General features: G+C 62.7%; 28 protein-coding genes. 12 read left to right on the top strand and 16 right to left on the bottom strand.

The features are described 5' to 3' along the window. Window positions 1-8 precede the first annotated feature (8 nt). The 4 genes from V3G39_09550 to V3G39_09535 all read right to left on the bottom strand — a co-directional run bounded on the left by V3G39_09550 (window position 9) and on the right by V3G39_09535 (window position 3,037). A complete protein-coding gene (locus tag V3G39_09550) occupies window positions 9-200 on the bottom strand; it encodes a hypothetical protein (protein ID XAS74918.1) in 192 nt (63 codons plus the stop codon). 643 nt (window positions 201-843) lie between these two features. Beyond that, the gene (locus tag V3G39_09545; protein ID XAS74917.1) at window positions 844-1,068 is read right to left on the bottom strand and encodes a DUF664 domain-containing protein; all 225 of its coding nucleotides are present in this window, start codon (window positions 1,066-1,068) and stop codon (window positions 844-846) included. A 153-nt stretch (window positions 1,069-1,221) separates the two neighbouring features. Then, window positions 1,222-1,401, bottom strand: coding sequence for a hypothetical protein (locus V3G39_09540; protein XAS74916.1), 180 nt, complete (start codon window positions 1,399-1,401; stop codon window positions 1,222-1,224). A 211-nt stretch (window positions 1,402-1,612) separates the two neighbouring features. Then, the gene (locus V3G39_09535; GenBank protein XAS74915.1) at window positions 1,613-3,037 is read right to left on the bottom strand and encodes an IS256 family transposase; all 1,425 of its coding nucleotides are present in this window, start codon (window positions 3,035-3,037) and stop codon (window positions 1,613-1,615) included. A gap of 1,374 nt (window positions 3,038-4,411) precedes the next feature. Between V3G39_09535 and V3G39_09530 the strand changes: the two genes are divergently transcribed. Then, complete coding sequence (locus tag V3G39_09530; GenBank protein XAS74914.1) at window positions 4,412-5,521, top strand: tyrosine-type recombinase/integrase; 1,110 nt, start codon at window positions 4,412-4,414, stop codon at window positions 5,519-5,521. A 745-nt stretch (window positions 5,522-6,266) separates the two neighbouring features. Here V3G39_09530 and V3G39_09525 read toward each other — a convergent pair. Further along, the gene (locus V3G39_09525; GenBank protein ID XAS74913.1) at window positions 6,267-6,551 is read right to left on the bottom strand and encodes a type II toxin-antitoxin system RelE/ParE family toxin; all 285 of its coding nucleotides are present in this window, start codon (window positions 6,549-6,551) and stop codon (window positions 6,267-6,269) included. Then, complete coding sequence (locus tag V3G39_09520; GenBank protein ID XAS74912.1) at window positions 6,548-6,820, bottom strand: type II toxin-antitoxin system Phd/YefM family antitoxin; 273 nt, start codon at window positions 6,818-6,820, stop codon at window positions 6,548-6,550. The genes V3G39_09525 and V3G39_09520 overlap by 4 nt, the downstream gene beginning before the upstream one ends. Window positions 6,821-7,148: 328 nt before the next feature. Between V3G39_09520 and V3G39_09515 the strand changes: the two genes are divergently transcribed. Further along, window positions 7,149-7,274: a hypothetical protein gene (locus tag V3G39_09515; protein XAS74911.1), complete on the top strand. Its 126-nt coding sequence runs from the start codon at window positions 7,149-7,151 to the stop codon at window positions 7,272-7,274. A 350-nt stretch (window positions 7,275-7,624) separates the two neighbouring features. Here V3G39_09515 and V3G39_09510 read toward each other — a convergent pair whose 3' ends face one another. The 4 genes from V3G39_09510 to V3G39_09495 form a co-directional block, all read right to left on the bottom strand. Beyond that, window positions 7,625-7,921 (bottom strand): hypothetical protein, encoded by a 297-nt coding sequence (locus tag V3G39_09510; GenBank protein ID XAS74910.1) that lies wholly within the window; start codon window positions 7,919-7,921, stop codon window positions 7,625-7,627. 408 nt (window positions 7,922-8,329) lie between these two features. After that, entirely contained in the window at window positions 8,330-8,503 is a 174-nt protein-coding gene (locus V3G39_09505) for a hypothetical protein (protein XAS74909.1), read from the bottom strand. A 163-nt stretch (window positions 8,504-8,666) separates the two neighbouring features. Continuing rightward, the gene (locus V3G39_09500) at window positions 8,667-9,263 is read right to left on the bottom strand and encodes a hypothetical protein (protein ID XAS74908.1); all 597 of its coding nucleotides are present in this window, start codon (window positions 9,261-9,263) and stop codon (window positions 8,667-8,669) included. Window positions 9,264-9,425: 162 nt separating this feature from the next. Further along, window positions 9,426-9,716 (bottom strand): antibiotic biosynthesis monooxygenase family protein, encoded by a 291-nt coding sequence (locus tag V3G39_09495; protein XAS74907.1) that lies wholly within the window; start codon window positions 9,714-9,716, stop codon window positions 9,426-9,428. A gap of 165 nt (window positions 9,717-9,881) precedes the next feature. Here V3G39_09495 and V3G39_09490 point away from each other — a divergent pair, with 165 nt between their 5' ends. Further along, window positions 9,882-10,049, top strand: a complete 168-nt coding sequence (locus V3G39_09490; protein ID XAS74906.1) for a hypothetical protein — start codon at window positions 9,882-9,884, stop codon at window positions 10,047-10,049. A 233-nt stretch (window positions 10,050-10,282) separates the two neighbouring features. On the opposite strand, the gene V3G39_09485 is transcribed toward V3G39_09490, so the two are convergent. The 4 genes from V3G39_09485 to V3G39_09470 form a co-directional block, all read right to left on the bottom strand. Next, on the bottom strand, window positions 10,283-10,624 hold the full coding sequence (locus V3G39_09485) for a hypothetical protein (GenBank protein ID XAS74905.1): 342 nt from the start codon (window positions 10,622-10,624) through the stop codon (window positions 10,283-10,285). Window positions 10,625-10,781: 157 nt separating this feature from the next. Further along, complete coding sequence (locus V3G39_09480) at window positions 10,782-11,858, bottom strand: hypothetical protein (GenBank protein XAS74904.1); 1,077 nt, start codon at window positions 11,856-11,858, stop codon at window positions 10,782-10,784. Window positions 11,859-12,498: 640 nt separating this feature from the next. Beyond that, window positions 12,499-13,380: a hypothetical protein gene (locus V3G39_09475; protein XAS74903.1), complete on the bottom strand. Its 882-nt coding sequence runs from the start codon at window positions 13,378-13,380 to the stop codon at window positions 12,499-12,501. Between the two features lie 46 nt (window positions 13,381-13,426). Next, window positions 13,427-13,750 carry a hypothetical protein gene (locus V3G39_09470; GenBank protein ID XAS74902.1) on the bottom strand — a complete coding sequence of 108 codons (324 nt, stop codon included), beginning with the start codon at window positions 13,748-13,750 and terminating at the stop codon, window positions 13,427-13,429. A 424-nt stretch (window positions 13,751-14,174) separates the two neighbouring features. Here V3G39_09470 and V3G39_09465 point away from each other — a divergent pair, with 424 nt between their 5' ends. The 6 genes from V3G39_09465 (at window position 14,175) to V3G39_09440 (ending at window position 19,432) form a co-directional block, all read left to right on the top strand. Further along, window positions 14,175-14,981: a GAF and ANTAR domain-containing protein gene (locus V3G39_09465; GenBank protein ID XAS74901.1), complete on the top strand. Its 807-nt coding sequence runs from the start codon at window positions 14,175-14,177 to the stop codon at window positions 14,979-14,981. Window positions 14,982-15,093: 112 nt separating this feature from the next. Further along, on the top strand, window positions 15,094-15,738 hold the full coding sequence (locus V3G39_09460) for a hypothetical protein (GenBank protein XAS74900.1): 645 nt from the start codon (window positions 15,094-15,096) through the stop codon (window positions 15,736-15,738). A gap of 243 nt (window positions 15,739-15,981) precedes the next feature. Further along, on the top strand, window positions 15,982-16,623 hold the full coding sequence (locus tag V3G39_09455) for a GNAT family N-acetyltransferase (GenBank protein ID XAS74899.1): 642 nt from the start codon (window positions 15,982-15,984) through the stop codon (window positions 16,621-16,623). A 270-nt stretch (window positions 16,624-16,893) separates the two neighbouring features. Next, a complete protein-coding gene (locus V3G39_09450) occupies window positions 16,894-17,127 on the top strand; it encodes a trehalase-like domain-containing protein (protein ID XAS74898.1) in 234 nt (77 codons plus the stop codon). Further along, on the top strand, window positions 17,124-18,503 hold the full coding sequence (locus V3G39_09445; GenBank protein ID XAS74897.1) for a glucose-6-phosphate dehydrogenase: 1,380 nt from the start codon (window positions 17,124-17,126) through the stop codon (window positions 18,501-18,503). The genes V3G39_09450 and V3G39_09445 overlap by 4 nt, the downstream gene beginning before the upstream one ends. Window positions 18,504-18,538: 35 nt before the next feature. Continuing rightward, window positions 18,539-19,432 carry a universal stress protein gene (locus V3G39_09440; protein XAS74896.1) on the top strand — a complete coding sequence of 298 codons (894 nt, stop codon included), beginning with the start codon at window positions 18,539-18,541 and terminating at the stop codon, window positions 19,430-19,432. Window positions 19,433-19,465: 33 nt separating this feature from the next. On the opposite strand, the gene V3G39_09435 is transcribed toward V3G39_09440, so the two are convergent. Both V3G39_09435 and V3G39_09430 read right to left on the bottom strand, forming a co-directional pair. Beyond that, the gene (locus V3G39_09435; GenBank protein XAS74895.1) at window positions 19,466-19,708 is read right to left on the bottom strand and encodes a hypothetical protein; all 243 of its coding nucleotides are present in this window, start codon (window positions 19,706-19,708) and stop codon (window positions 19,466-19,468) included. Between the two features lie 459 nt (window positions 19,709-20,167). Next, complete coding sequence (locus V3G39_09430; GenBank protein XAS74894.1) at window positions 20,168-20,332, bottom strand: hypothetical protein; 165 nt, start codon at window positions 20,330-20,332, stop codon at window positions 20,168-20,170. A gap of 356 nt (window positions 20,333-20,688) precedes the next feature. On the opposite strand from V3G39_09430, the gene V3G39_09425 reads away from it, so the two are divergent. The 3 genes from V3G39_09425 to V3G39_09415 all read left to right on the top strand — a co-directional run bounded on the left by V3G39_09425 (window position 20,689) and on the right by V3G39_09415 (window position 23,481). After that, window positions 20,689-21,956 (top strand): IS3 family transposase gene (locus V3G39_09425; protein ID XAS74893.1). Its coding sequence is split into 2 segments (ribosomal slippage): window positions 20,689-20,974 and window positions 20,974-21,956, totalling 1,269 coding nucleotides; the frame shifts between segments, so codons are not numbered across the junction. A 460-nt stretch (window positions 21,957-22,416) separates the two neighbouring features. Continuing rightward, window positions 22,417-22,599 (top strand): DUF4177 domain-containing protein, encoded by a 183-nt coding sequence (locus tag V3G39_09420; GenBank protein ID XAS74892.1) that lies wholly within the window; start codon window positions 22,417-22,419, stop codon window positions 22,597-22,599. Window positions 22,600-22,932: 333 nt separating this feature from the next. After that, window positions 22,933-23,481, top strand: coding sequence for a hypothetical protein (locus V3G39_09415; GenBank protein ID XAS74891.1), 549 nt, complete (start codon window positions 22,933-22,935; stop codon window positions 23,479-23,481). The last annotated feature ends 608 nt before the right edge of the window (window positions 23,482-24,089 follow it).

The following is a 24,089-nucleotide window of genomic DNA, read 5'->3' as shown; positions in this document are numbered from 1 at the left end:
CCGAACCGTCACCGAAGTCGTACTACAACCACATCCCGAGCTCGCGTCACCCACCGCCAATGGACCCGTACCTGGCCCAGGTGGTGGTCGGCCTTCACCACCGCCACCAACCGTCTCGACGTGTGCTCAGGACCCGCCAAGCCCAGGCCCTTGTTGTGGACCACATCGGCGCGGATCTTGCCCAGTAACGCTCGACCCACTCCTCGACTCTGTGCACATACTCGGCTACCAACCCCCCTCGGCGTAACCCGCGCCTACAACACCGCGCCTCCCCAGCGGCGACGTAGCCGGCCACGGTGTGGTGCGAGCACACCCGCATCTCCCGGCATCACGCAGCGACTCGGTGAGGGCGAACCACTCCGACATGTTCATGATCACTCGGCACCGTCTCCGAGCAACTACATGACCGTCTCCGGGTAGTTTCCCGTGGCCACTGCCAGTGGCCGTCTCGCTACCACCCCTTAGTAGCCTGTCGAGGACGTCCTCTGTCGAGAGGTTGCCGCGTTTCGCCGGCGCCGGCGACACACTCAAGTTCATAGTCGGAAGCGCTGTTTCCGCGTTCTCCTTCGCGGGTGCAGCGTCAGTTGCAGCGGGGGCGTTCTCTACAGGCTCGGACATGCCGTCTCCACTTATGCGCGAGTGCATCTTGCGCTCGACGTATTCAGTTTGCCTCGACACGCACAGGTACCGAGATAGGCCTAGGTCTTGTTTCGTCGCGCCGGCTTCAGACCTCGAATTGACGATCCTCGCCTGGTGACGGCTCGTCGCCGGTGCTGCCCGGTTTTACATCGACGAGTTGCCCGGATGCCGAGACCCGCTCACAAGGTGCTGTTCCCGATCGCGTTATTTCCCAGTCTCCCCGTCGATGGCCTCCCGAATCAGGTCCACGTGTCCAACGTGACGGGCGTACTCCTCGATAAGGTGAATGATCACCCAGCGCAGTGAAAAGGCCTCGCCAATATGACGATCTTGGGTCTTGCTCAACGTATCCGAACGACTGACCGAACCAGGAAGATAGCGCAGGATCTCATCGCTAGGAGCACGCAACTGTGCGTATTGCTCGCTCAACTGCACACCTTGTCACGCGCAGCACTGGTCATTTCCCAGTGGCGATCCGCAGCCCAATCTGCTGATGACCACGGCTCGAGATCGACGCGGCCGAGCAACACCTCGCTACCCCAGTTGTCCTCCGAGTAGGCCAGCTGTTCCACCAGTGCCCTCTCAATTCCGCCACCCGTTACGCATCTTGTCGGCGATACCGTAATCCGCCGGCGTTTCGCCGGCCGGGTAGCCCGCGCCGGCGACACACTCAAGTTCATCGTCCGGAAGCGCTGTTTCCGCGTTCTCCTTCGCGGGTGCAGCGTCAGTTGCAGCGGGGGCGTTCTCTACAGGCTCGGACATGTCGTCTCCTCTTATCCGCGAGTGCATCTTGTACTCGACGTATTCAGTTTGCCTCGACACGCACAGGTACCGACATAGACGTAGGTCTTGTTTCGTTGCCCCTGCTTCGAACCCCGAATACGCCCTCGTTTGCAATGAGCCGGGACAGGTCCTATCGCGGCCTGACTGCTGGGGAGTGTCTCAATTTAGGTGTTTCTGATCCTGTTGGTGGTCAGTACTTTTCGGCGGTGGGCCAGCGGCCCTCGAATACGATGGCGAACACGTTCAGTGCTGGTTTCCAGCGCATGGTCCAGCGGGTGGCTCCTTTCCCGGTGGGGTCCAGGCTCCTGGTGACAAGGTAGAGGCACTTCAGTGCGGCGTGCTCGTTGGGGAAGTGCCCGCGGGCCCGCACTGCGCGCCGGTAGCGGGCGTTCAGTGACTCGATCGCGTTCGTACTGAACAGAATCCGGCGGATCTCCACGTCGAACGCGAGGAACGGGATGAACTCCTCCCAGGCACTTTCCCACAGCTTGATCAACGCAGGGTAGCGCTGGCCCCAGGTGGCGCTGAACTCCTCGAACTTGGCTCTGGCCTCGGCCACACTTCCGGCGGTATAGACCAGCTTCAACTCCTTCGCGATCTGGTCCCAGTACTTGCGGGAGGTGTACCGGAAACTGTTGCGCAACAAATGGATCACGCATGTTTGCACGATCGCCTTAGGCCATACCGCAGCGACCGAGTCGGGTAGTCCTTTGAGGCCGTCACACACGACGAACATGGTGTCGGTCACGCCCCGGTTCTTGATCTCGGTCAGTACCGCGAGCCAGTACTTGGCGCCCTCACCCTGACCCGGGGTACCGGCCCACAAGCCCAGGACATCTTTACCGCCCTCGACCGTGACGCCGATCGCAGCGTAGAACGGGCGGTTCGCGACTTGACCGTCCCTGACTTTCACCACGATCGCGTCGATAAAGATCGCCGCGTACACCGGGTCCAACGGGCGGGCGAGCCACTCATTCATCTCTTCACTGACCCGGTCCGTGATCCGACAGATCGTGTCCTTCGACACCGACGCCCCATAAATCTCGGACAAGTGCGCGCTGATCTCACCGCTGGTTAGGCCTTTGGACGTCAGCGAGAGCACGAGCTCTTCCACGCTACCCAGTTTGCGGTGGTGCTTGGGCACGATCACCGGCTCGAACGTCCCGGCGCGGTCCCGCGGGACCGTGATATCCACCTTGCCCGCGTTATCAGTCAGCACGGTCTTGGTGCGGGAACCATTACGAACATTACGAGTTCGCCCGTGACCACCACCACCATCGTCATCGTCATGATGATCAACGTCATCGACACCCTCATCCTCGAGCGCAGGGTTGCCCCGGTGTTTGGCGTGGCCCAGGTGCTGCGTCATCTCCTCTTCCAGCGCCGCCTCCAGCACCATCGCGGTGACCTGCTTCAGCAACCCAGTCGGGCCCGTCAACGAGTCACCACTGGCCCGCGCGGCCCGCACCAGATCAGCGACCGCAGCAGCCTGCTGCGCCTCGATCACGCTCTTCTTGGGCTTACGGTCGCCCGGGGCACGCCCCGGGCGAGCAACCGGCGCGGCCGGCTGCTCACGGTTGTCCTGGCTCGTAACGCTCATGTCAGGCAGTTTCATGCTCTTCTTCTCCGATCCCGCCCACCCCGATCAAGTAGGCGTGTCACGGATCAAAAACACCAAGTTTGCGATACTCCCCCGCTGGCGATCGCAGTCCAGTGGCTGGCCGCGGTCTACTTGGACGCGCACCGGTTTCCAGATCGTGTCTTGGGACCGTGTCGAGGCCGCCTCGCTACCCGCCTGCTGGGCGCGGCCCTCGCCGGTGCTGGCTACCGGTGCCGACACGACCTCCGCGGCCGCGAGCTCGAATTAACCGACTCAAATCCCTGGAGTCCGGGGCTCACGCTTCGGGGTATCAAAGTTCACAGACGCGAGCCTCGGCCGCGTCTTCAGCCACCGGCTCGACATCGCGTCCGTGGACGTTGCTTTGCGCGTCGGCTGTGTAAATCGGCTGGCGGTCGTGGGCCGGTCAATTCACCGAGCTGTCGCGTGTATCGGCCGCGAGCGAGCCAGCTCTGGCGCCCCTCCTCGCAGTGTTCCTGTGCCTGGGTACAGGAACACACCGGAGGCAACGCATAACAGTTCCACTCCTCCGTCGCCTCGCTGTTGAAGGTCGGCCGACGCGGCGCCGTCGATCGGCCAGGCCGCGGTCTCGTGTACTAGGTGCAGGGCTGGGGCCAGCAGGACGGGATCATCCCCGCCAGGTTCCACCCGTACTTGCAGTTGCGCCAGTTGACTACGTCTCCAACAGCTGCTGTCTCAGCTCTGGGCGTCGGTGGGTCCCACGGCCGCGGCAGCAGGGTCAGCAGGGTCAGCAGACGGAGCTTTCACCTGCTCTGCGTGACCGTTGGTGGCAATATCGAGCTGTCGATATACCAGCCGAAGCAGGCGGTCGTTCTCAAGATCAGCTCGGCGCGGTTGCCCCTTAGGAGTATCCGGATCCGAAACTGTGACGTCGAACTCTCGATGACCCTGATGATCAGCCCTGGTCAGGAACACCAGGCACGCGACGCGACCGTGCTCCAACAATCGAAGAGACACACGTATGGGAAACGGGAATGATCCGTGAACACTGCGAGCGTCCCGCTCACGAGAGCGCGGCTTACTTCGCATGGCCGGCTCTGAAGGCGTCTGCCCAGTGCACGTGATGGTGTGCCTCCCGAACCCACGAAGCCGGATCTAATCGCACGTGGATAGCACGTTGCCGCACAAAGACGGCCCCTGACGAAGCGTTTTCGCTGGTCAGGGGCCGTTTCGTGCTGGTGGGCGATACTGGGATCGAATCAGATTTCAAAGTACCTCGGATGATTAGGCGTTACCCCAATTTAGGCCTCTGAGCTGGGAGTTCAGGGAAATTGACCCGTGACGAAAGATGCCAGAAGGCCCCTTGGATAGACTCCAATCCGATGCATATCCGATGCAAGGAGAATTACCATGCCGGGACGGAAGCGTGGATTCGGCCAGATCAGCAAACAACGCAGTGGGCGACTGCAAGCCCGCTACACCGGTCCAGACATGAAACTTCATCTGGCACCGCACACGTTCGAGGCCCGCCTTGATGCAGAGGCCTGGCTCATCGACGAACGGCGCCTGGTCGTCGCAGACCACTGGACACCTCCAGCTGATCGCGGTGCTTCGAAGCGGGATCCCATCGTGTTCGGCACCTACGCTCAAACCTGGCTCAGCGAGCGTGATCTGAAACCACGGACCCGCGCGCACTACTCGTCGCTGTTGCGCCACCAGTTGGCACCTCTTGATGGCCACCCGCTCAAAGCGATCACTCCCCCGCAGGTCCGACGTTGGTACGGTTCGCTGGACCCCGACCGGCCAACCCTGCGCAGTCATGCGTACGGGCTCCTTCGCACGATCCTCAACACCGCCGTGCAGGACGAAGAGATCGCAGCCAATCCGTGCCACATCCGAGGGGCCGGATCGACACGACGGGTCAAACAAATTGCCCCAGCCTCGCTGTCGGAACTGGAAGCTATCGCGACTGCGATGCCCCCTCAGTACCGACCCCTGGTGCTTCTTGCGGCTTGGACCGGACTTCGGTTCGGCGAGATCACCGAACTTCGGCGCAAGGACATCGACCTCCCCAAAGGCACCCTCCAGGTCCGACGCGGCGTTGTGCGCTCCGACGGGCGGACCATCATCGGAACGCCGAAAAGCCTGGCGGGCACACGCGAGGTTTCTATCCCACCTCACCTGCTACCCATGCTTCAGGAGCACTTGCTGACTGTGCATGGGCGGGAGGGAATCCTCTTTCCGGCCGCCGATGGTGAATCTCATCTAGCACCGAGCACTCTCTACCGGGTGTTCTACCCAGCACGACGGGCTGCCGGCCGACCTGACCTTCGCTGGCACGACCTTCGACACACCGGCGCTGTGCTCGCTGCTCAAACCGGAGCAACCCTCGCAGAGCTGATGGCGCGACTCGGTCACTCAACTCCCCAGGCAGCTCTGAAATATCAACACGCCGCCCGCGGTCGAGACGCCCAAATCGCTGAAGCACTCAGCCAGATCGCTCTCGCAGAACCACATTGAACCGCCTGTGGTCGTCTGTGGTCGCTGGGCTGAGCTGCCACACAGCCTGCTAGACGACTCAGTCTCCGCCAGGCCGTTCCGGAGGTGAATTCCGCGATAGGGGCCATTCTACGGAGCAAGTCGTCCCGGTCTCAGGAACCTACGCTCATGGAAAACCACGAACATCGTCTTCAGTGACGGCGACCGGACAGTACTTCGGGGACCTGCTGGTGTCTCGGGAAGTTGTCTTACCGTTGCGACCCCCGGAGACACCACCGAGAGTCCGTCGAACACGCGGGATAGTGACCGGAATCCCGCGTAACTGCGTGGTTCATGCGCACAACCCCATCCACGTGTGAACAGCGGATGTCAGTCGTCGCTAGCGCGCATCAACTGCTGCACGTCGCTAGGTTGGATCCCGAACCAGGTGTGGCCTGGCTTCGCCTCGGTCGCCCGCACGTGGTGGCATCCGGCACTCAAGGAGAGCGGTGCAGCGATGACAGATTCAGCGACCCTGCCGCAGATGGGATGGGCCCATGGTTCGGCCACGAACGCGAAAGGCATGGTCCACGCGACCCCACCCGGCCAGCACACCGCCTTGTGTGGCGCAGACACCCCTCGCCGCGGTGATCCCTGGCCTGCCAGCGGCCGGGACTGGCCACCTGCATTCTCCCGCTGCCCGTCCTGCGCGCACCACCTGTACACACCCGAGCGACACTGACCCGACCACCAACGACCACCGGCGATGCGCGCGGCCTGGACGCGGTCAGTGCGCCTTGTAGATGTGCGCGCGGTGCTCGATACGCCCGATCCGTAGCACGTGATCGTCCTCATCGATGCGGAACGTGACCCGGTAGTCCCCACGCCGCGCGACGTGCAGACCTTCCAGCTCGTACCGCAGCGGTTTGGACATCCGGCGCGGGTTACTCGGCAACACCACCGTCACAAACTCCACCACTGCGACCGCAACTTTGGCGGGTAACCGGTCCAACGATCGCAGCGCAGTCGCCGACAGCTCCACCCGCCACCCCTGCTGGTCATCACCAGTCACGAATCAAGCCCGTACCGTCGGCGCAGCTCCTCGCCCGTGACAATGTTCCCCGCCGCGAAATCCGCATCCGAAGCACGCAATTCCTCCGCCGCACCAGGAGCAGACAACGCGTGCAGCGTCTCGTGCAATGACTCCAAATCATCCGCCGACATCAACACCGCAGCGGTATGCCCATGCTTGGTGATCGCGATCATCTCGTGGGTGCTACTCGCTTCATCAACCAACGCTGACAGCTTGTCCTTGGCCTCACTCAGAGCTACCGTCTTCATGACCACCACCATAGCCTGATATCTAGCCAGTCACTAGCCAGCTTACTGGCCGATAACGGCCCTTATGACAAGTCGTAGTCTGCGTATTGCATCAGATGAATCAATCGCACCGTTCGACTGCACTGCCCCAGTGGCGATGTATTCCGAGTCTCTGACCTGCGAAAACGAGTAGGACTAGGCGCTCACGACTCGGCGAACAGGACCCTCAGATGCCGACCTGCAGGTCCAGCGCTGTCATGACGACACGCCGCTGACCTGCGCTGATAGCGTGATTCTCATCTAATGCATCATTGAATCACTGGATGCAACCAGATGTGCGGGAGCTTCAATGTGGATAGATAATTCCGGACGAGTCCACCTCGTGCAGTCGATGCCGGTCCTGCGACCCGACGAGCAGGTGCTCGCGACGATGCTCAACGGCTGGCGCAACCAGCAGCTCGCGCGAAACCTTTAGTTCGCCACGATCGGCTCGAACATCGGAACCCCACGTACTCGTTTCATCCACGCCAGGACGTACGAGCGGGCCACCCAACGAACTGCGCACGCTCAACCCGACGAATACGACCAGTCTCAATACGCAGGGTGTCCACTAGTTTGGCAGGGAGCCTGGACCGTGGGCGTACACGTTGAGCACACCCACAACCGCCCCGGGCAACAGCAACGGCAACGACAACGCACTATGGACACCCAACTGCGCCGCTCGTGGGCCGAAATGTGGCCACCTTTGCTCCCCACCCAGCGACCCCGACCGCACCGTGCGACGTTCCACCACCGCGGTGATACACGGCCCTCATTCACTGTCACCTATTGGATCTGGTCGATCTGTTCGACGAACGGGTGACTGGCAGCTAACGCCGCGACCCTGTTCTGCGGGCAATCGACGCGCAGCAGGGCCACCCCTGCCCCGTCCGCGCCGGGAATCGCGTGGGCCGCGTACGTCGCGACCAGGGCAAGTAACTCATCCAGGCCACGCGAACCGATCACCAACGCGGCCAGATCGGCAAAGCTCGTGTGCAGGTCCTCGGCATCGGCCTGCATCTGCTGGGGGGTGACCCCCGGGGGGTCGGTATCGGGATAAGGGTCGTGCGGCTGCTCACTCATCGCCGTTCCCTTCGCCATTCAAACCCGCCACGACAGGCAGACACAAGCCCACCCCGAGCGGGATGGACATCAACTGGCGTCACTGCACGATAGCGCCATCAGATATCGACGGCTCCCCCGTTTGTCACGGAAACTAACTGGGAATACCGGTTTTACTGGTGGGCGTCGTCACGTTCACGCGATCCGAACGGAGCACGAGCCGTTCGGGTGGCGCCCTCGGCCATGACAGTGCGGCAACGGATCGGCGACTCCCTGAGGGTCCATCGCGGCCGTCTGGACATCACCGAAACGGAATCCCTCACCGGATAAGTCGTGGAACTAGCTTGTAAGAAAGAACGGAAGCTACAAGAATTTCCCGAGGTGATCCATACACCTACGTTTAATCTCAATAACGATCAAGGTGCGGACTCATGTGCTGTCTCGCTCGTCTGCCACGATTTCCCGGCGAAGCATCGTGAGCGGCAGCAGCGCTGAACTGTAAAGCTCCACGCTGGCTTTGCTGTGGGTGTCGATCGCGCGCTTCAACTCAAGGAACGCCTTCACGATCACTTCGTCGACCTCGGCCTTGTCGATGCCCTCCATTGTCGCTGTCCCATCCGTTGTGATCATTCACGTTGACCCGGAAACAACCAAGCGTAACAAGTTCGGCCACGGTTGCACGGGTCACCAGGTGGGCCTAGTTTGCGACAACGACCTTGCTGGGTTTTCGATGTGAGGAACACTTCCCGGATTATCTGGCGACGCTTTAAACGCCCCTGAGGTACAGCTGCAGAGTTCTCGCGCTGTCGCGCCATACCAGTAGCGCGGTGACCAGCGAGATGACACCGCTGAGTGCCAGCTGCGCTGGATAAGACCCCTGCCAGAACGCCCCGAACAAGAACAGGGCGCCAAAGAGTGCCTTGGAGTAACCGGCCACGAAGTAGGTGAAGTCCAGGTGCAGCCACATCAAGATGAGCAAATGGGCCCCATCGGCGATCATCAGAATGCCCGGCAGGACCTCGGGGTGTTCACCGCGAAGGTAGAACATCGTCGGTAGCGCCGTCAGCTCCGTGATGGTCGCGAACATGACCAGGGAGGCGTACCCCGGGTGACCCCACAGGTGCGCGCCCTGCAGCTTGGCGATGAGCACGCCAAGGACCGGCACAGACAACCCGCCGTACAGCACCCACGGAACTTGCACGGCTGGGAAGACCAGCGCCAACAGCGCACCGGTAAGCCAAAACACCGCGCCCGCGAGGAGAAAAGCGCTCCCGCCGCGGGTATCAGCGATGAACCGCAGCCTGGCATCCTCAACACCCAGCTCACCTTGGCTCGAGACTTTTGCGATGAACGGGATCCGCATATCAGGCCCTCCTCTTCGTCGCACCACAACTACTGGGAAGGGATAGTTACACCGCAGCGCACCGCCCAACTACGCAAAGCGACGCGGCTCAGCCCGTCATCAACCCAAGAATCGCTACCGGTCACCAGCCGGCAATCGACCTACGACACCCCTTAATTCTGTTCATGGCAGCCCGACCGTAGAAATCTCGTAGCGCATGACCTCAGCGCCCCGAATGTCGGGGAACGGAGTCACGTTCGGGCCCGGATCAGTGTCCCGAAAGGCTAAAAGATGCTCCTGCGACTCCCAGCGTTCATAGACGATCACCCGATCATGCATCAAAGGGTCAGCAGCCTGAACGAACTCAAGACACCCAGGCGCGTCACGCGCGAGGCGCGTCACCTCCAAAACCGCGCTCAGATACACATCACGGACATCAAAAGACACCTCAAGGTAACCAGCCACGATCAACATGAGCCCAAGTCTGCCCGCTGCGTCGAATCAAGAATGATGACCGAGTGACGATCGCCAACCGGTTGCTCAAACCCAACTTATTGAGTTTCAAAATCAAGCATGCTGGACCTGAGGGCCCGGCCGGGTGACCAGAAGGATCCAAAGCCAGAACGTCAGGAGCAGTTCGTGACTCGAGTAGAGACCGGCACGTTCGTAGTCCTAGTAGCGTTCATCATCATCTGGGCGGTCCTGGGGCCGGGAGGCTGGGTATCAGGCATCATCGGCGCCCTGGTGGGCCTGGCGGTCGCCGGTGCTCTCGTCTCGCTTCGGCGTCGCGACTCGACCCAGCCCTGACGCGCTCGGATGCCGCCCACGGCGGATCGTCCTGCGGTCGGGGCACGTTGGCGGGCGAGCCTCGCTACGACGGCATCGCACTTCGGACGCATTCGAGGTCTACGACGGTATCCCCGGGGTACAGGTCGAGCAGACCACGACCCGCCTGAGGAAACGACGATGACGAACGACACGTTCGCGAAACGAAACCACCTGGCTGTCGTCGGGTAAGGCCCACCCTTCTCGTGCCAAGTTCAGCAGCGAGAGTCTGATCTGAGGCGAAGCATCAACGAATCGATGTATTTCTGACTCATATCTTCGACCGGTGTTGTTTCGATCGTGAGCCTTCCTGCGTTGCTCAGGACCTTGAATCTGGCCAGTTCATTTGGCTCCATCAGCGACAAGAGTGGCGAGATGGACAGCCCGGCCAAAATAAGACGTGAAGGTCGATCCACGATGAGCATCAGCCGAAGTAAGGACAGTGCCACGCTGATGGACGGCAGGCTATCTAGGCCCACCACTCCGCAGACCAGCTCGTCGCCCACCTCGACCCGGGCCAATAGTTCACCGGTCTGTGAGGGGATATTCGTATCCACGTAGGTACCCCCAACCATCTCGTACGGCCGGGCACTAGCCACGAAATTTCCTACCATGGGGTTTGTTCCTCTCATGAATGCCGTCTACTGGGCGCGATCAGACTGCCTGGACATCTACGGTTCTGATCGGCGCCGGGCATGGCGGGGACCGAGGATCTTAGTAGCGAAAGATCGCCGCGACTTGCCAACCAGGAATGAAGGTTTCTGAGGTTGCGTACACCTGACCGCTGTTGTTCAAGGTCGCTACGGCAGCGGCGTCAACGTGCTCACAGTCGGCGTACCGGTCCTCGGTCCCCAGCGCGACGATCGGCAGGTCGTTGCCCGCAGCCTGCTCCCAGCACCACGGGTCGGCCTTGACGAACAGCGTTTCGATACGCCCCTGGGCGGCCGCTTCGACCACCGCCGGCAGGTCAGCCGACGCGCGACCCATCGCCGCCGATTCGTGAAAGCGATCGATCACCTGGCCTCGTTCGTCGCGAAGTCGCTTCTCGAGGATGGGCCACGCGGCCTCGTGTAGCTGCTCAACGCGTAGCTGGTCAGGGTTGAGTTCGATCGCTTCGTCCAGCACGTGCCCGTAGGTGGTGATTTCTCGGTAGGGACTCACGAGTTGTTCGAGGCCGAACAGCACCATGGGGGCGGTCTCAGCTGCCAACACGTCATGCAGCCCGTTGTCGACCGAGCGAAGGAAACGCAGCACTTCCTCCTTTTTCAGATCCTGGTCGCCCGCGCCGTGTCCGTAGAAAACCGCGGGTCCCCCACGCGTGGCCCGGTCGGCCGAGCGGGCCATCGTGTTCGAACGTGGCTCTTGCGGGTCGACGGTCTCGAGCAGGCTGGTGGGAAGCTCGGTCACCGACACCTGTTCCACGGTCTCGCGGGTGCCCTGCATCAGGCGCACGTCGCGCTGGCTCAGGGCGAGGAGCAGGAATCGTTCGTCACCGGAGAAGAGTCGGACCATGGGACCGATCACCGGCCGGTCACCCACTGTGGCTAGCTCTGGCATCGGCGCCGCTACCTTGAACGTGCGGGTGTAGTCCGGTCGCAGGAACATGGCCAGCCCGTCACTCATGTACTGCCATGCCATCGGGTCCTCCCGCAGTTGATAGGCAGGAGCAAGCAGCGCCTCGACGTCGGGACGTCGCACAGTGTTCAGCAGTAGCTCTTCGACCCCGACCACCAGGTTCTTCCACCGCAACTTGTCCGACTCGATGGCATCACCGAAGCGGTGCGTGGGCATGAAAAGCGAGACGTACACGCCTTCCGGACCCCGATTAGCTAATGATCTGAGCTCAGTGCGAATTGATAGATTCATAATGTCCTCCCAATCGGGGTGACACCCCACCATTTAGCGGGGTGGGGCAGATAACGCTCAGCGCCCGCCCTCGGTCATCGATGCCTCGTGTTCGTATGCGGATCCGAGCATCGCGTGCGCAGGAATTCACTGCGTGCACCAAAGGACTGAGCGCGCTGGAATCGTTTGATTCCAGGACGACCAGGGTCGTGGCTATGCCTTCGCGTTGCCAGGTAAACCACACGGTGCCTAGTGCGGGTGAGAGCAGATCGCACGGCCCGTCGCAGCAGTGTCCGAGCCGGCACAGTACGGAACTGAGGTGGCGCGCGGTATCGGCTGAAAGTTCTTCGACGCTCGTTGAATGGTTGTGCATGGCGGTGACTCCGAAATTTTCGGTGACCCCGTGCTGTCCGGCGGTGAGTCTATTAACTCTGGAGCGTGGCGGCGGACGGCCACGCTCTTTCGGACTGGCTGACCCTACTCAGCAGTCCATTAACGGTAGCAGCCACAATCGTGGGACGGGCAGAGCGATCGCAGCAACCGTGTATCTGCAGGCAAGCGGCACCCCAGAATCATGGTGTCAGTGTCATCGCCCGCTTTGCCGGATTAATGCTGCTCGTCGCCACGGGTCACCTGCTTGGGATGTCCACTGCATGGGTGGTTCCACGGTGGTCGGCGGTTCCCAATCCGGCAGCGTTGAGCTGGCGCGATGAAAGCCATCCCCGGCGATCGGAGACGGCTGGTCAAGAAGGTCGCCGAGCCGCCGCAGCGCCGCGTCGCCGCAGTACGTCCCGGACGCATCGGTCACGGTGGGCAGTTGATCGCACTGCAGTGTTTGCCACTCTCGGCGCCATTGCCGGATCAGGCGCCACGCTGCGGTGGTGATGGGTTCGCGGGTCATCGCAACGGCGTACCCGAACCGGACGATGGGATCACTAGTGGCCTCGCTCCTCATGAACTGCGCCGCCAGCAAGGTGCGCAGGATCTCCGGGTTACCGATGTCGGTTCCGTGCTGCCAGTACGCGGTGAACAGCTGGGCCCTGACCTGGTCGGGGACATTCGCGACTACTGCTTCGGCGTACGCCGAGACCGCGGCGGTCGTCTTGGGCACCAAGTCGGGCAGGTCTTGGGACATGACCTCCCCGGTTCGCAACTGCGTGCTCACCACGCGGCGAACCGCCGCCACGTGATCCGATTCCTGTGCGGTACGTCCTCTCCCGCGCACCGGCAGGCCAGGCTCGCTTTCGATCGCGCGCCACTCGATGGTGTATCCCGACCTGCGCAACAGATCGGTCCGCCGGTTGGCCAGAGCGCATTTCCAGCAGGTGAAGTCCCCGTACACCACGGCGCGGGTAGCGGGTTGCTCCGTGCTTGAGGCGTGCTGGCGGGAAGAATCACGTCGACCAGATGGCGGCAAGGAATCAATATCGACCAGTGGGTCGGTCGCACGGATCTGAGTGTCGGTCATGGGGTTGTCCTCCTGTACTTGGCCGCGGCGGGATGCGGGGTTCTTCTCACCCTGTGGTCGGCCGCTCAGGTAACGCCTCGTGACGGGCCCTCGCCGTAGCGCGGGATCGGGGTGCAGCCCGTCCGCCCTCGTTGTCCCACCGGTGCAGTGCGCGTTCGGCTGCCGCCGACGCCGACGCCGACGCCGATGCGGCTGTGGTCAGCGGGGGTTCGGTTTCCGGTGGCATCACCGTCAGGTCGATGGCGAAATAGGCGCTCAGGTCTGAGTCGATCTTTCTGGGGTCGATCATCATCACTCCTGGGTCGGGTCGGGTGCCCGGGTTTCCCCGGGCGTGCAGCCATGAGCTGTTCTTCGCGTAAGTGGATCCCACACGTCAACACGTTTGTTGCCGACGGGCTAAATGAAGCGGTCGCGGATGGCGCATGGTCAGTCAGGTGCCAGATTTGGTCGCCGGCGCACGCCGAGAAGTTGGAGTGCGGATCCACGTGGTGGCGGGAAGTCATGGGCGCCTGCATCACGCTCGTGGTGCCGTTAGGAGGGGACGCGGAGCAGGTGCTCCTGCGGTGCGGCGGCGGACGGCCGGACCATTCCCGTAGCGGCTGACCTGGTCAGCACTTCTGAGGCTACCCCCAAAAAAAGTAACTGCTTCGGATTCCTCTAGCGCGTTTGTCACTGTGGGTCGGGGCATCGTCAGGGATATCGTGCGTTGAAGCCAGCGAGGCGAGGACTACGTCTGCACCCACACATCTGATCTCGTCCGGTGGCCTCACATTTTCTAGAACGAGGGAATGACCATGAGTGATCAGTTGCACGACGCTGCCCCAGGCTTATCCGCAGATGAAGTCAGGGCGCAGCAGATCGAGGATGACGTCGACGATCTGCAAACCAGCCTGAGCGATCTGGCCGCCCTGGTGACCAGTGCCCGTGGTCTACCCGATCTTCTCGAACAGGTCGCGATCTACGCCGCCCACGCGATCCCCGGCGCGGACGGCGCCGGAGTCACCCTGTTACGCGTAGATCGCCCGGACAACCGGGTACAGGCGCTAGCGGCCAGCGACCCATTCGTCGCGCAGATCGATGAGATCCAGTACGTGACGGTTAACGAAGGTCCGTGCATCACCGCAGCCCTGGAACAACGCACCGTGCGCTCAGGGTGCCTGGGTGGGGAGAAGATGTGGCCGCGTTTCGGCCCGCGCGTCGGGCGGCTCGGTGTCCATAGCGCGCTGTCGCTGCCGTTGTTACTTCCTGGACAAGTCGTGGGCGCGATCAACGTGTACGCCCGCGGCAAGGACGTCTTCGATGACCACGCCCAAGAGCTCGGTGAGCTCTTCGCCGCGCCCGCGGCCGTCGCGGTGCACAACGCGCACACGTTGTCTCAGGCGATCGCGTTGACAAGCCGGCTCCAGGCCGCGCTGGCTGCTCGCCCAGTCATCGACCAGGCCATCGGCCTGATCCGTAGCCGTACCGGCCTCAGCTCCGCCCAGGCCGGCGAGCGGTTGCAGACCATGAGCCAACACGAACACCTCAAAATGGTCGAGGTCGCCCAGCAACTCGTGGACGAAGCGGCTCGCCGAGCCCGGGCCCGGCATGCCGAGGACTGACGTCTGTCGTGTCCAGCGCGGATCGTGTCGCACCCAGGGCCGGCGGGATCGGTGTGGTGTGGTCGGCATCAGACCTATTGGTTCCAGCAACGCGATCGGAGTAGATGCCCCTATGCGGATAGCCACCCCGCTGGCTGCGGATCTAGCGCTGCTGTCCGCTGCCCTTTACGACCCCGCATCGGACTCCACAACGGACGTCGCGCAAACCGTTCTGGGGTTTGCTGCCAACGCCCGCTCGGCGGTGCAGTCCTTCGTGGGACTAACCGCCACCATCACCGCAGCCGAGCACGCCGCTGAGGAAGAACGAACCTGTTCCACACCCGGCCAGGTGGTGCTGCGCCTGACCTTGCTGGATGAACACGCTGATCCCGGGAGTATCACCACGTCGCTGCTGCTTTCGGGACTACCGGGCGGGGCAGACGCCGGTGAGCCGATCATCCAGTTCGTGCTCTACGCCGGGGTGCCCGGCGCGTTCGTTGACCTGGCCGCTGACATCGCCTTCTTGACCGGCCAAGAACTGGACCCTGCCGACCTCGATCAGCACTTGAGCTTGGCTGGCGAACCCGACGTCACCGGTGTCCTGCAGGCTGATAGAACCATCGGCGAAGCGGTCGGCGTACTCATCGACCGCGGCCACACGCACGACCAGGCGTACGCGGAGCTCGATGCCCTTGCCATGGCCGCGAACACCAACCGGACCACTGAGGCCTCCCAGATCTTGGTCACCCTCACCGGCGGTGATGGGGGCACGTCGTGAGTGCAGGACACGTCCGTTCGTGGCGCCCTAGTCCCGGCCTCGGTCCCGGCGGTGGCGGCGGTGGCGGCGGTGGCGGCAACACTAGGTGCCGGGCGGTGGTAACGCCCCGCCCACTCCGGTAGTCTGGTTTGTTCTGGAAGCCCAGTAAGTCCGAACGATGGCTGGCCGTCCGCTGCCGCCCTCCAGGAGCGCTTGCTCCGAACCGGACACCACCGCGATCGACATTCGTTTGTCAGGATCCCCATGTCTCACAACACCACTTCCGCGATGATCACTCCGGTTTCTTCACGCCCTGCAGAGCCGCAACTCTACGAGTCGCGCCAGATCAAGACCGCGCCAGCGGACGTCACGGTGCGCCTGCTGCACCACACTGAATGGCGGCTCTACCGTGAAACCCGGCTAGCTGCGCTACGAGATGCGCCGCACGCCTTCCTCGCCCGCTACGAGGAAGAACGTTCCTACGAAGACAGCATGTGGCGTCTACCAATGATCCGCGCCCGCCGGTTCATCGCCGAACGAGGTGACGACGCCGTAGGCATGGTGTGTCTCGGGCTACACAACAACGACCCAGAAATCGGTGAACTCTTCGCGTTATGGACCGCACCAGCAGTACGCGGCGAAAACGTCGCGCACGCGCTGGTCTCAGCTGCCGCCATGCAAGCCGCCGAGGACGGGTGCCGCCTCCTGTACTACTGGGCAATATCAGACGATGCGACCGCCATTGGCTTCGCCAGCTACTTCGGTTTCCGCCCCTCAGCAAAACGTCGACCCGCACGCGTCGCCAAAGGAACAGACGCATACGACGCGGACGAGGTCGCCATGGTGCTACCCCTGACCGCCGACCCCACCCAGTCACCGAACCCCTACATGGCCTTTCACAGCTGAACCAGCCCCCGCAGGCGAGACCAGCAGCTGAGGTTTTTCCCACCCAGGTCGCGGCCATCGCTGCTCGTACCGCACCGGCGTGCGGGCAGCGACCACGTGCGGGGCACGGCTGCCGATCGGCCCCACCGCGCGCCGACCTGGACGGCCCCCGGCATGACGGCCACCCACGAATTCACAATTGCCCCAGCCACTGAGATGGGGCCTTGCTCACAACCGACGCCCGCTCGGCAGATCTGAGGTGGCCAACGACGTCAGCACGAGGAGACTCAGGTGAACACGGCACACGGATTTCCCCCGATCAAGGATCACGTGTTGCTCGCCGACGGTGAGACAACAGCACTGGTCTCCTCCCGCGGCGCCATCGAGTGGCTGTGCGCACCGCGCAGCCACTCCCCCACGTGTTCGGCGCGATCCTTGACCGGGACGTTGCGCCTTATCCGGGCCAGAGAAGGCGCATCTCCCACGCTCGCCAGTGAGCAGCAACCTATGGAGGTACAGCGATGACATCCACCTTCTTGCTGCTCGGCGCGCACGGGGATCTGACGCGACGATTTCTACTACCAGCACTGGCCCACCTACAACGTGACGAGTTATTGCCCCTGGACGTTTCGGTTGTCGCGGTCGGACGGCGCGATGGTGACGATGACGCGTTCCGTCAGGTGGCCGCCGCCGCGCTGCAGGAGCATGCCGCTCACCTCGACCCCGTCGACCGGGCGGCGCTGTGTTCCCGGTTGCGCTATGCGGTTGCCGACGTCGGCTGCGCTGCTGAGCTGCGTCCGCTCATGCAGCGCGCCGACGGACCGCTCATCATCTATCTGGCCCTGCCCCACACGCTGTTCGCGGCCACGATCACCGCGCTGAGCGAGGTCGGCCTACCTGCAGGCAGCCGGCTGGTGGTGGAAAAACCCTTCGGTACCGACCTCGCAGGGGCTCGGCGGCTCAACCAACTGGTGGACGCGCTGCTACCGGAGGATGCCGTCTTCCGCGTCGATCATTTCCTGACCATGCAGAGCGTCCTGGATCTGCTGGGATTGCGCTTCGCCAATCGCATCTTCGAACCGATCTGGCACGCCGGACACGTCGAGCGGGTAGACATTATTTGGGAGGAAACCCTGGCCCTGGAGGACCGCGCCGGTTACTACGATTCGGCCGGCGCACTACGTGACATGCTCCAGAACCACCTACTGCAGCTGCTGTGCCTCATAGCGATGGAACCGCCCACATCGCTGGGTGAACGAGATCTGCGCGACCGCAAGGCCGAGGTTCTGCGCGCTACTCACCCACCCACCTCCGGTCAGATGGATGAACGAACCCGGCGCGGGCGCTACACCGCTGGGATGGTGGACGGCCGTGCGCTTCCGTCATACGCCGACGAGCCCGGTGTCGACCCAGACCGAGGGACTGAGACTTTCGCCGAGGTCACGCTGACCGTGGACAACTGGCGGTGGTCCGGGGTGCCGTTCACCCTACGGGCGGGAAAGGCCCTCGCACAGAACCGCCGTGAAATCGCTATTACCTTCCGGGAAGTTCCCCATTTGACGTTCGGGGCCAACCGCCCCGCTCATCCGAACGTGCTCAGGCTCTCCCTCGACCCAGACTCGATCGCCATCGAGGTCAACGTCAGCGCCGCCGGACGCCCCTTCGAGCTCGCACCGGCAACCCTCGGTGCCCAGTTCGCACCTCCCGACCTGCCTACCTACGCTCACCTGTTGGCCGCCGTGTTCGCCGGTGACCCCACATTGTCCCTACGCGGGGATGAGGCCGAAGAGGCGTGGCGCGTGATGGAACCAATCCTGGGGGCCTGGGCCGCCGGCGGAGCACCACTGCAGGACTACCCGGCCGGGTCGGTCGGCCCCACACACAAGACACCGACTGACTGACCCCGCGGGAGAAGTCCGGCGACCACGATGAGGAGATGACAGTGGACAGTTCACCAGCAGTTGTAGTGGGAGTCGACGGTTCGGCTACGAGCGAAGACGCCGCGCGGTGGGCCGCATCAGCAGCCACGCGCCGCAACACCCGGCTACGGGTGATCTACGCTGTGATGCCGATGTACCCACCCGCTTTTCCTGACGCGTCGACCTTGGCGATGGTCGATTGGGAGGACTTGACCGCGGACCTGCTCACGGCTGCCACTGAGCCGCTGCGGCAACTGCACCCTCAGCTGCAGATCGAGACTAAGGTACACGTCGGCCAATCTGCGGCTATGGCGCTCATCATTGAAGCCAAGTCCGCCGACCTGGTCGTCGTGGGCTCCCGGGGCCGCGGCGGTTTCACCGGCCTGCTGCTGGGCTCCACCGCCACCCAAGTACTCGGGAAAGTGGCACCACCAGTGGTGGTCGTCCGACCGCGCGACACCGAGCAGGGCCCAGTCAAGCCCGGTGACCCCGTTGTCGTCGGCGTAGACGGGTCTAAACCCGCCCAGCGGGCCGTGCGGTTTGCCGTCACCGAAGCCGCCGCCTTGCGGCACACCACAGTGAGCGTGGTGCACGCCTGGGCCGCCCCAGACAACCCGGGCATCACCGCCCCACTTGCCACAGATATCCAAGACTGGCCGCTGCTCGCCCAGCACGCTGTCGATCTCGTCAACGAGACCGTGGCCGGTGTGCGGGCAGACTTCCCGAACGTCGAGATCACCGGACAGGTGTACAACAGTCAACCGATCGACGCCCTCCTGGACGCCACGCGTCACGCGCAACTACTCGTCCTGGGCTCACGCGGCCGTGGCGCCTTCACTGGTCTGGTCCTGGGCTCAGTCAGCCACAGCCTCGTCCGCGGCGCGCACTGCCCCGTCGCTGTCCTGCAGTGACCGAAGCATGAACAGAACCCGGTTGCGGACCCTTTACGGGCCGTCGGCGAGGCCAGGGAGATACCCGGGTCGCCCCGCAGGGAGATGCCCGGGTCGCCCGGGTCGGCGCAACTCTTTGATGATGTCCTGCTCAGTGATTAACAAAGCGGCCATTACCGGGCTCGGCTCGCTCGAGCGCCTGCCGGTGACGTGGGTCGGGGTGACACGCAGGATGTCCTCGATGCGCGCGAGTTGACCGATGAGATCCCGGATTGCAGGACGTGCCACTGCGCTCATGTCGGTGTCCCCCCGTTTGCCGATCCATCCATGCAGTACTCGGCACCGCGTAGCAGCGGTGGGTGCGCTCCAGCGGCATCTTGGCCGTCGTTGGACAGTTCCACGTCAATCGGAATCCTTACCGTGCCGGTGGACGCGCAATGAGCATTCAGGACCCGCACGACCCGATCGATGTCGTGTGCTCCAAGCGGCGGGCAGCCGAGGCGGGGTCTGAGTGTGCTGTACACGTCCTGGGCGGTGATAGTCATCAACACGCTCCTTGCGCTCAAGATCAACCCTGAACGGCGGGTCACACAGTGCAAGGGCCACGCACGCCTCTTATTGCGATCATCGTGACCGCTGAGCAGGCCTGTCCCCCGATGCCTGGCTACGAGTAATCACTCGGCCGGGCGCGGCATGCGCGGCATACCCGGGTCCAGGCTGGCTGGTTTCCCAGCAATCTGCCACCGTACCCGCATATCACCAAAGCCGCAGTACCAGGTCGGCGAAGATGGCTTGGCCGTCCTGGTGCAGCGACTGCGTCGCGAGGGGCACCCCGACCGAGGTGGGCACGGGTACATCCACCACGGCTCGCGCCCAGTCTCGTGACAGGTTGATTACCTGTTGGATCAGCCCGTTGCGCATGATGACCATCTCGCCGTCCAGGGTGCGTATCCGAATCCCTAGTAGTTGACCAACTCCTGATCCGGGTTATCGCCCCTCGTATCTTCCTCCTGGGCGCCCCACCATGAGGCCGTGTGAGCCTGGGGCAACGAGTTGGATCCCGGCGTACAGCAATATCTGCAGCCGATCAATGACCGGTACGCAGAACGGCGCCGTGCACAGGATTTCGGACTTCGTAGGGCCGAGGTCGACAAATGGCGGGACGTCCGGAGGGAACAGCAGATGGTGGGGTGGGAGGGGCTTTCGGCCCTGGCGCCCGCTGTGGGTGAATCGCCCCGGTGTGTCCGGACACTCTGAACCTTGGGAAGGTTGGAGTTATGCCAGGAAATACGTCGAGTCGGTACCCTGCGGAGTTGAAGGCGCGGGCGGTGCGGATGGTCGCGGAGCGGCCATCGACGGAGTCTGAATGGGGTGCGATCAAGCGGGTCGCGCCGTTGCTGGGGGTGACGTCGGCCGAGACGTTGCGGCGGTGGATACGCCGGGCCGAAGCCCAAGCCGCTAGTGCGGAGGTGGGTGCGCCGACGGAGTCGGCGCAGGTGCGGGACCTGCGCCGGGAGGTCGCGGAGCTGAAACGGGCCAACGGGATCTTGAAAGCCGCGTCGGTTTTCTTCGCGGCCGAGCTCGACCGGCCACACGGCTGATCGTAGATTTCATCCGGGCTCACGCCGATAGGTGTGAGCCCGGTGGTCTGCGGTGGGGTGTCGAGCCGATCTGCACCGTGCTGAGCGAGCACGGATGGAAGATCGCCCCATCAACGTATTACGAGCACGTCAACCGTCCCGCCCACGACTGGGAAGTGCGGGATGCTTTGTTGATCAACGAGATCCGCCGGGTCCACGCGCAGAATTTCGGGGTGTACGGGGCCCGGAAGGTCTGGTTGACTCTCAACCGTGAAGGGACCCACGTTGCCCGGTGCACCGTGGAACGCCTTATGCGCGGTGAGGGCCTGGTCGGCGCGGTCCGCGGGAAAGTTAAACGCACCACGGTCGCTGACCCGCACGCTGCGCGGCCGCAGGATTTGGTCAAGCGGCGCTTCGAGCCGTTGGCACCAGACACCCTGTGGGTTGCCGATTTCACCTACGTTTCGACGTGGTCGGGGTGGGTGTACGTCGCGTTCGTCATCGATGCCTACGCCCGCCGGATCGTGGGCTGGTCGGTGTCCACCTCGATGACCACCGACTTCGTGTTGCACGCGTTCGAGCAGGCTGTTTGGACCCGAAACCGTTACGGCACAGCCGATTTCACCAACCTTATCCATCACAACGATCGCGGGTCGCAGTACACCTCTATCCGGTTCGGTGAAGCTCTTACTGACGCCGGTGTCGCGGGATCTATTGGCACCACCGGCGATTCGTACGACAACGCTCTGGCAGAATCAATCAACGGGCTGTACAAAACTGAGCTCATCAAACCCCGCAAGCCCTGGAAAGGCGCCGACGACGTCGAAATCGCGACTGCGGAATGGGTCGACTGGTTCAACCACCGGCGCTTGTACGAGTACTGCGGCGACATCCCACCAGCCGAATTAGAAGCCGCCCACTACGCTCAATTCACAGCCCAGCAACCAGCTGAGCTGACCGTTTAACAGAGTGTCCGGACATGCCGGGGCGATTCAGGGCTTCAGGAACGCTGAAAGACACTGCAGTGAGTGGGAGGGACAACCTGATGACCGATTGGAGCCGGGAGCAGCTGAGTGCCGCCTACGGTCGACTGATCTTGCAAATGTCCTTCGTGTGGATCGCGACGATGCTCGCAGCCGTAGTCGTAAATAAAACCAGTGGCAACTCTATTTACTTACTCTTTGTACTCATCGGAGGCTTCACCTTGTCCAGCGCCGTACTGGAGTCCGGGCGTCGGCGCATCCTGGACCGAGGTCGGAGCTGACAAAAGGACGACCCCATGGGCGGTGGTGCGGTGCCCGCTTCGCTCGAGTAGCCGGGACACGAGCCAGTTGGAGCTTCACATCTGCCCGGCGCCCAGCGCGACACGAACAGACCACCAGGAATGCAGGATGCGTCAAACACAACAACCATGGGAGATCTGAAATGACCGGCAAGCAGTACAAGGTACACATTGAGAAAGGCCGCCGCTTCACAGGAAGCTTCGACCCGCAGAGCTTGGAGGCAGCACTCAATAGCAATGCCGCCGACGGCTGGCATGTCGTCAGCAGCACTTGGAAGAGCATGAGCTCTGAGGTCCTGGTCATCTTGGAGCGCGACGCCGAATAGAGCACGCTCCACACCACGTACCGGTGGCCTGTCGCGGACTTCCACACGACACCTTTGCCAACGGACTACGGGTAGGTCCTGGGTCCTGACCTTGCTTGCGATCACGATTACGAACGTGATCGCAAGAGGATGGTACTTCGGCACCGACTGGTGGCCCGACGGTGAATTTTTCCCACACCAGATCACCGACCTATGGCCAACACGACCTATTGACTCACGATCTCCGTAGGGCGGTCGTCGAGCCCATCACCGCACTACGACTGGACGCGGCATACGAACCAGCCACGATCTTGAAGGAATTTCAACAACTGTGCTGGATGAGGAAGACCAAGAATGCTCATAGCCGAAGCGCAAGGTGAAGTACGGCGCCTCTATACCGGAGGTTTTTATGGCCAACTGGTATCTGCGGTGGTGTGGCTATCGGCAGCTGCAACAACGACGTGGGTCTCCACCGAGGGCGCCGTGGCCGTGCTCTTCCTCGGCGGAACACTAATTTTCCCGCTCACGTGGCTCAGCATCCGACTTACTGGGCGTTCAGCATCGCTGCCAACCGGACATCCAATGGCGGCGCTAGCGATGCAGATCGCGTTCACCGTACCCATCGGCTTCGTGGTGGTCGTGGCCCTGCTGGCAGGGCGCGACGAACTGTTCTTTCCAGCCAGCATGATGGTCGTTGGTGCTCACTACCTCCCGTTTGTCTTCCTGTACGGCATGAGAATGTTCGCTTACCTGGCGGCAGCTCTGGTCCTGCCTGGTGTCATCCTCCTGGTGTGGGTGCCCGCTCCCGTCGCGCTGGGTGGATGGTTCACCGGGGCGGTTCTGGTGATGTTCGCCTTTCTCCTGCGTGCGGCCGCCAACTCCCTGAACGCGAGGACAGAGTGAGCTCACGAATGTTGTCCATCGGACTGCGGAGTACCTCGGTCACGTAGCTCCTGGGCCGGGATATGCAATCCCTAATCGTCGTTTTCCAGCTCTGCAGGCGTACGACGTGTGTGGGGCAGTCGTTCCGTCGTCGCGGCAGGAGCTTGGCGGGCAACGAAATGTTCGAACCAGCGAGCCAGTCACCGCCGTCTCTATCGACAGTCTCCGATCTCGCCCCTTGCCGATCCCACGATCGTTCACCGAGCGGAGATCGCTCTGTGGGCGACCTCGACGCTCTTGTAACCCATGGGTTACGAGGCGTCTCGTAGGCCACTCCCCCACCAACACAAACTCCCGGAATCCTGCGGGCCGACGATTCTCGTAACTATGTCTCGCAACCCAGTGGGTAGATCCGTGTACTCACTGTTAGTTACGAGACACTGCGGGAGCTGTTGGTGGTCAGCTGATCGGGTACGCCCGGGGTCTGGAACCGAGGGCAGTCCACCGACGGGCACGGAACAGATCTACACGCCCCCGTATACCAATAGAAAGTAGTAACGTCTGGCTTCATGCGTAATCGACGAGGCTCGGCACTGCGTTCCCGTCTGCGGCCAAAGCTCGCCGCGACC

The organism is Dermatophilaceae bacterium Sec6.4 (assembly GCA_039636865.1).
Taxonomy (GTDB): Bacteria; Actinomycetota; Actinomycetes; order Actinomycetales; family Dermatophilaceae; genus Allobranchiibius.
This window is presented reverse-complemented; position numbering and strand designations above follow the sequence as displayed.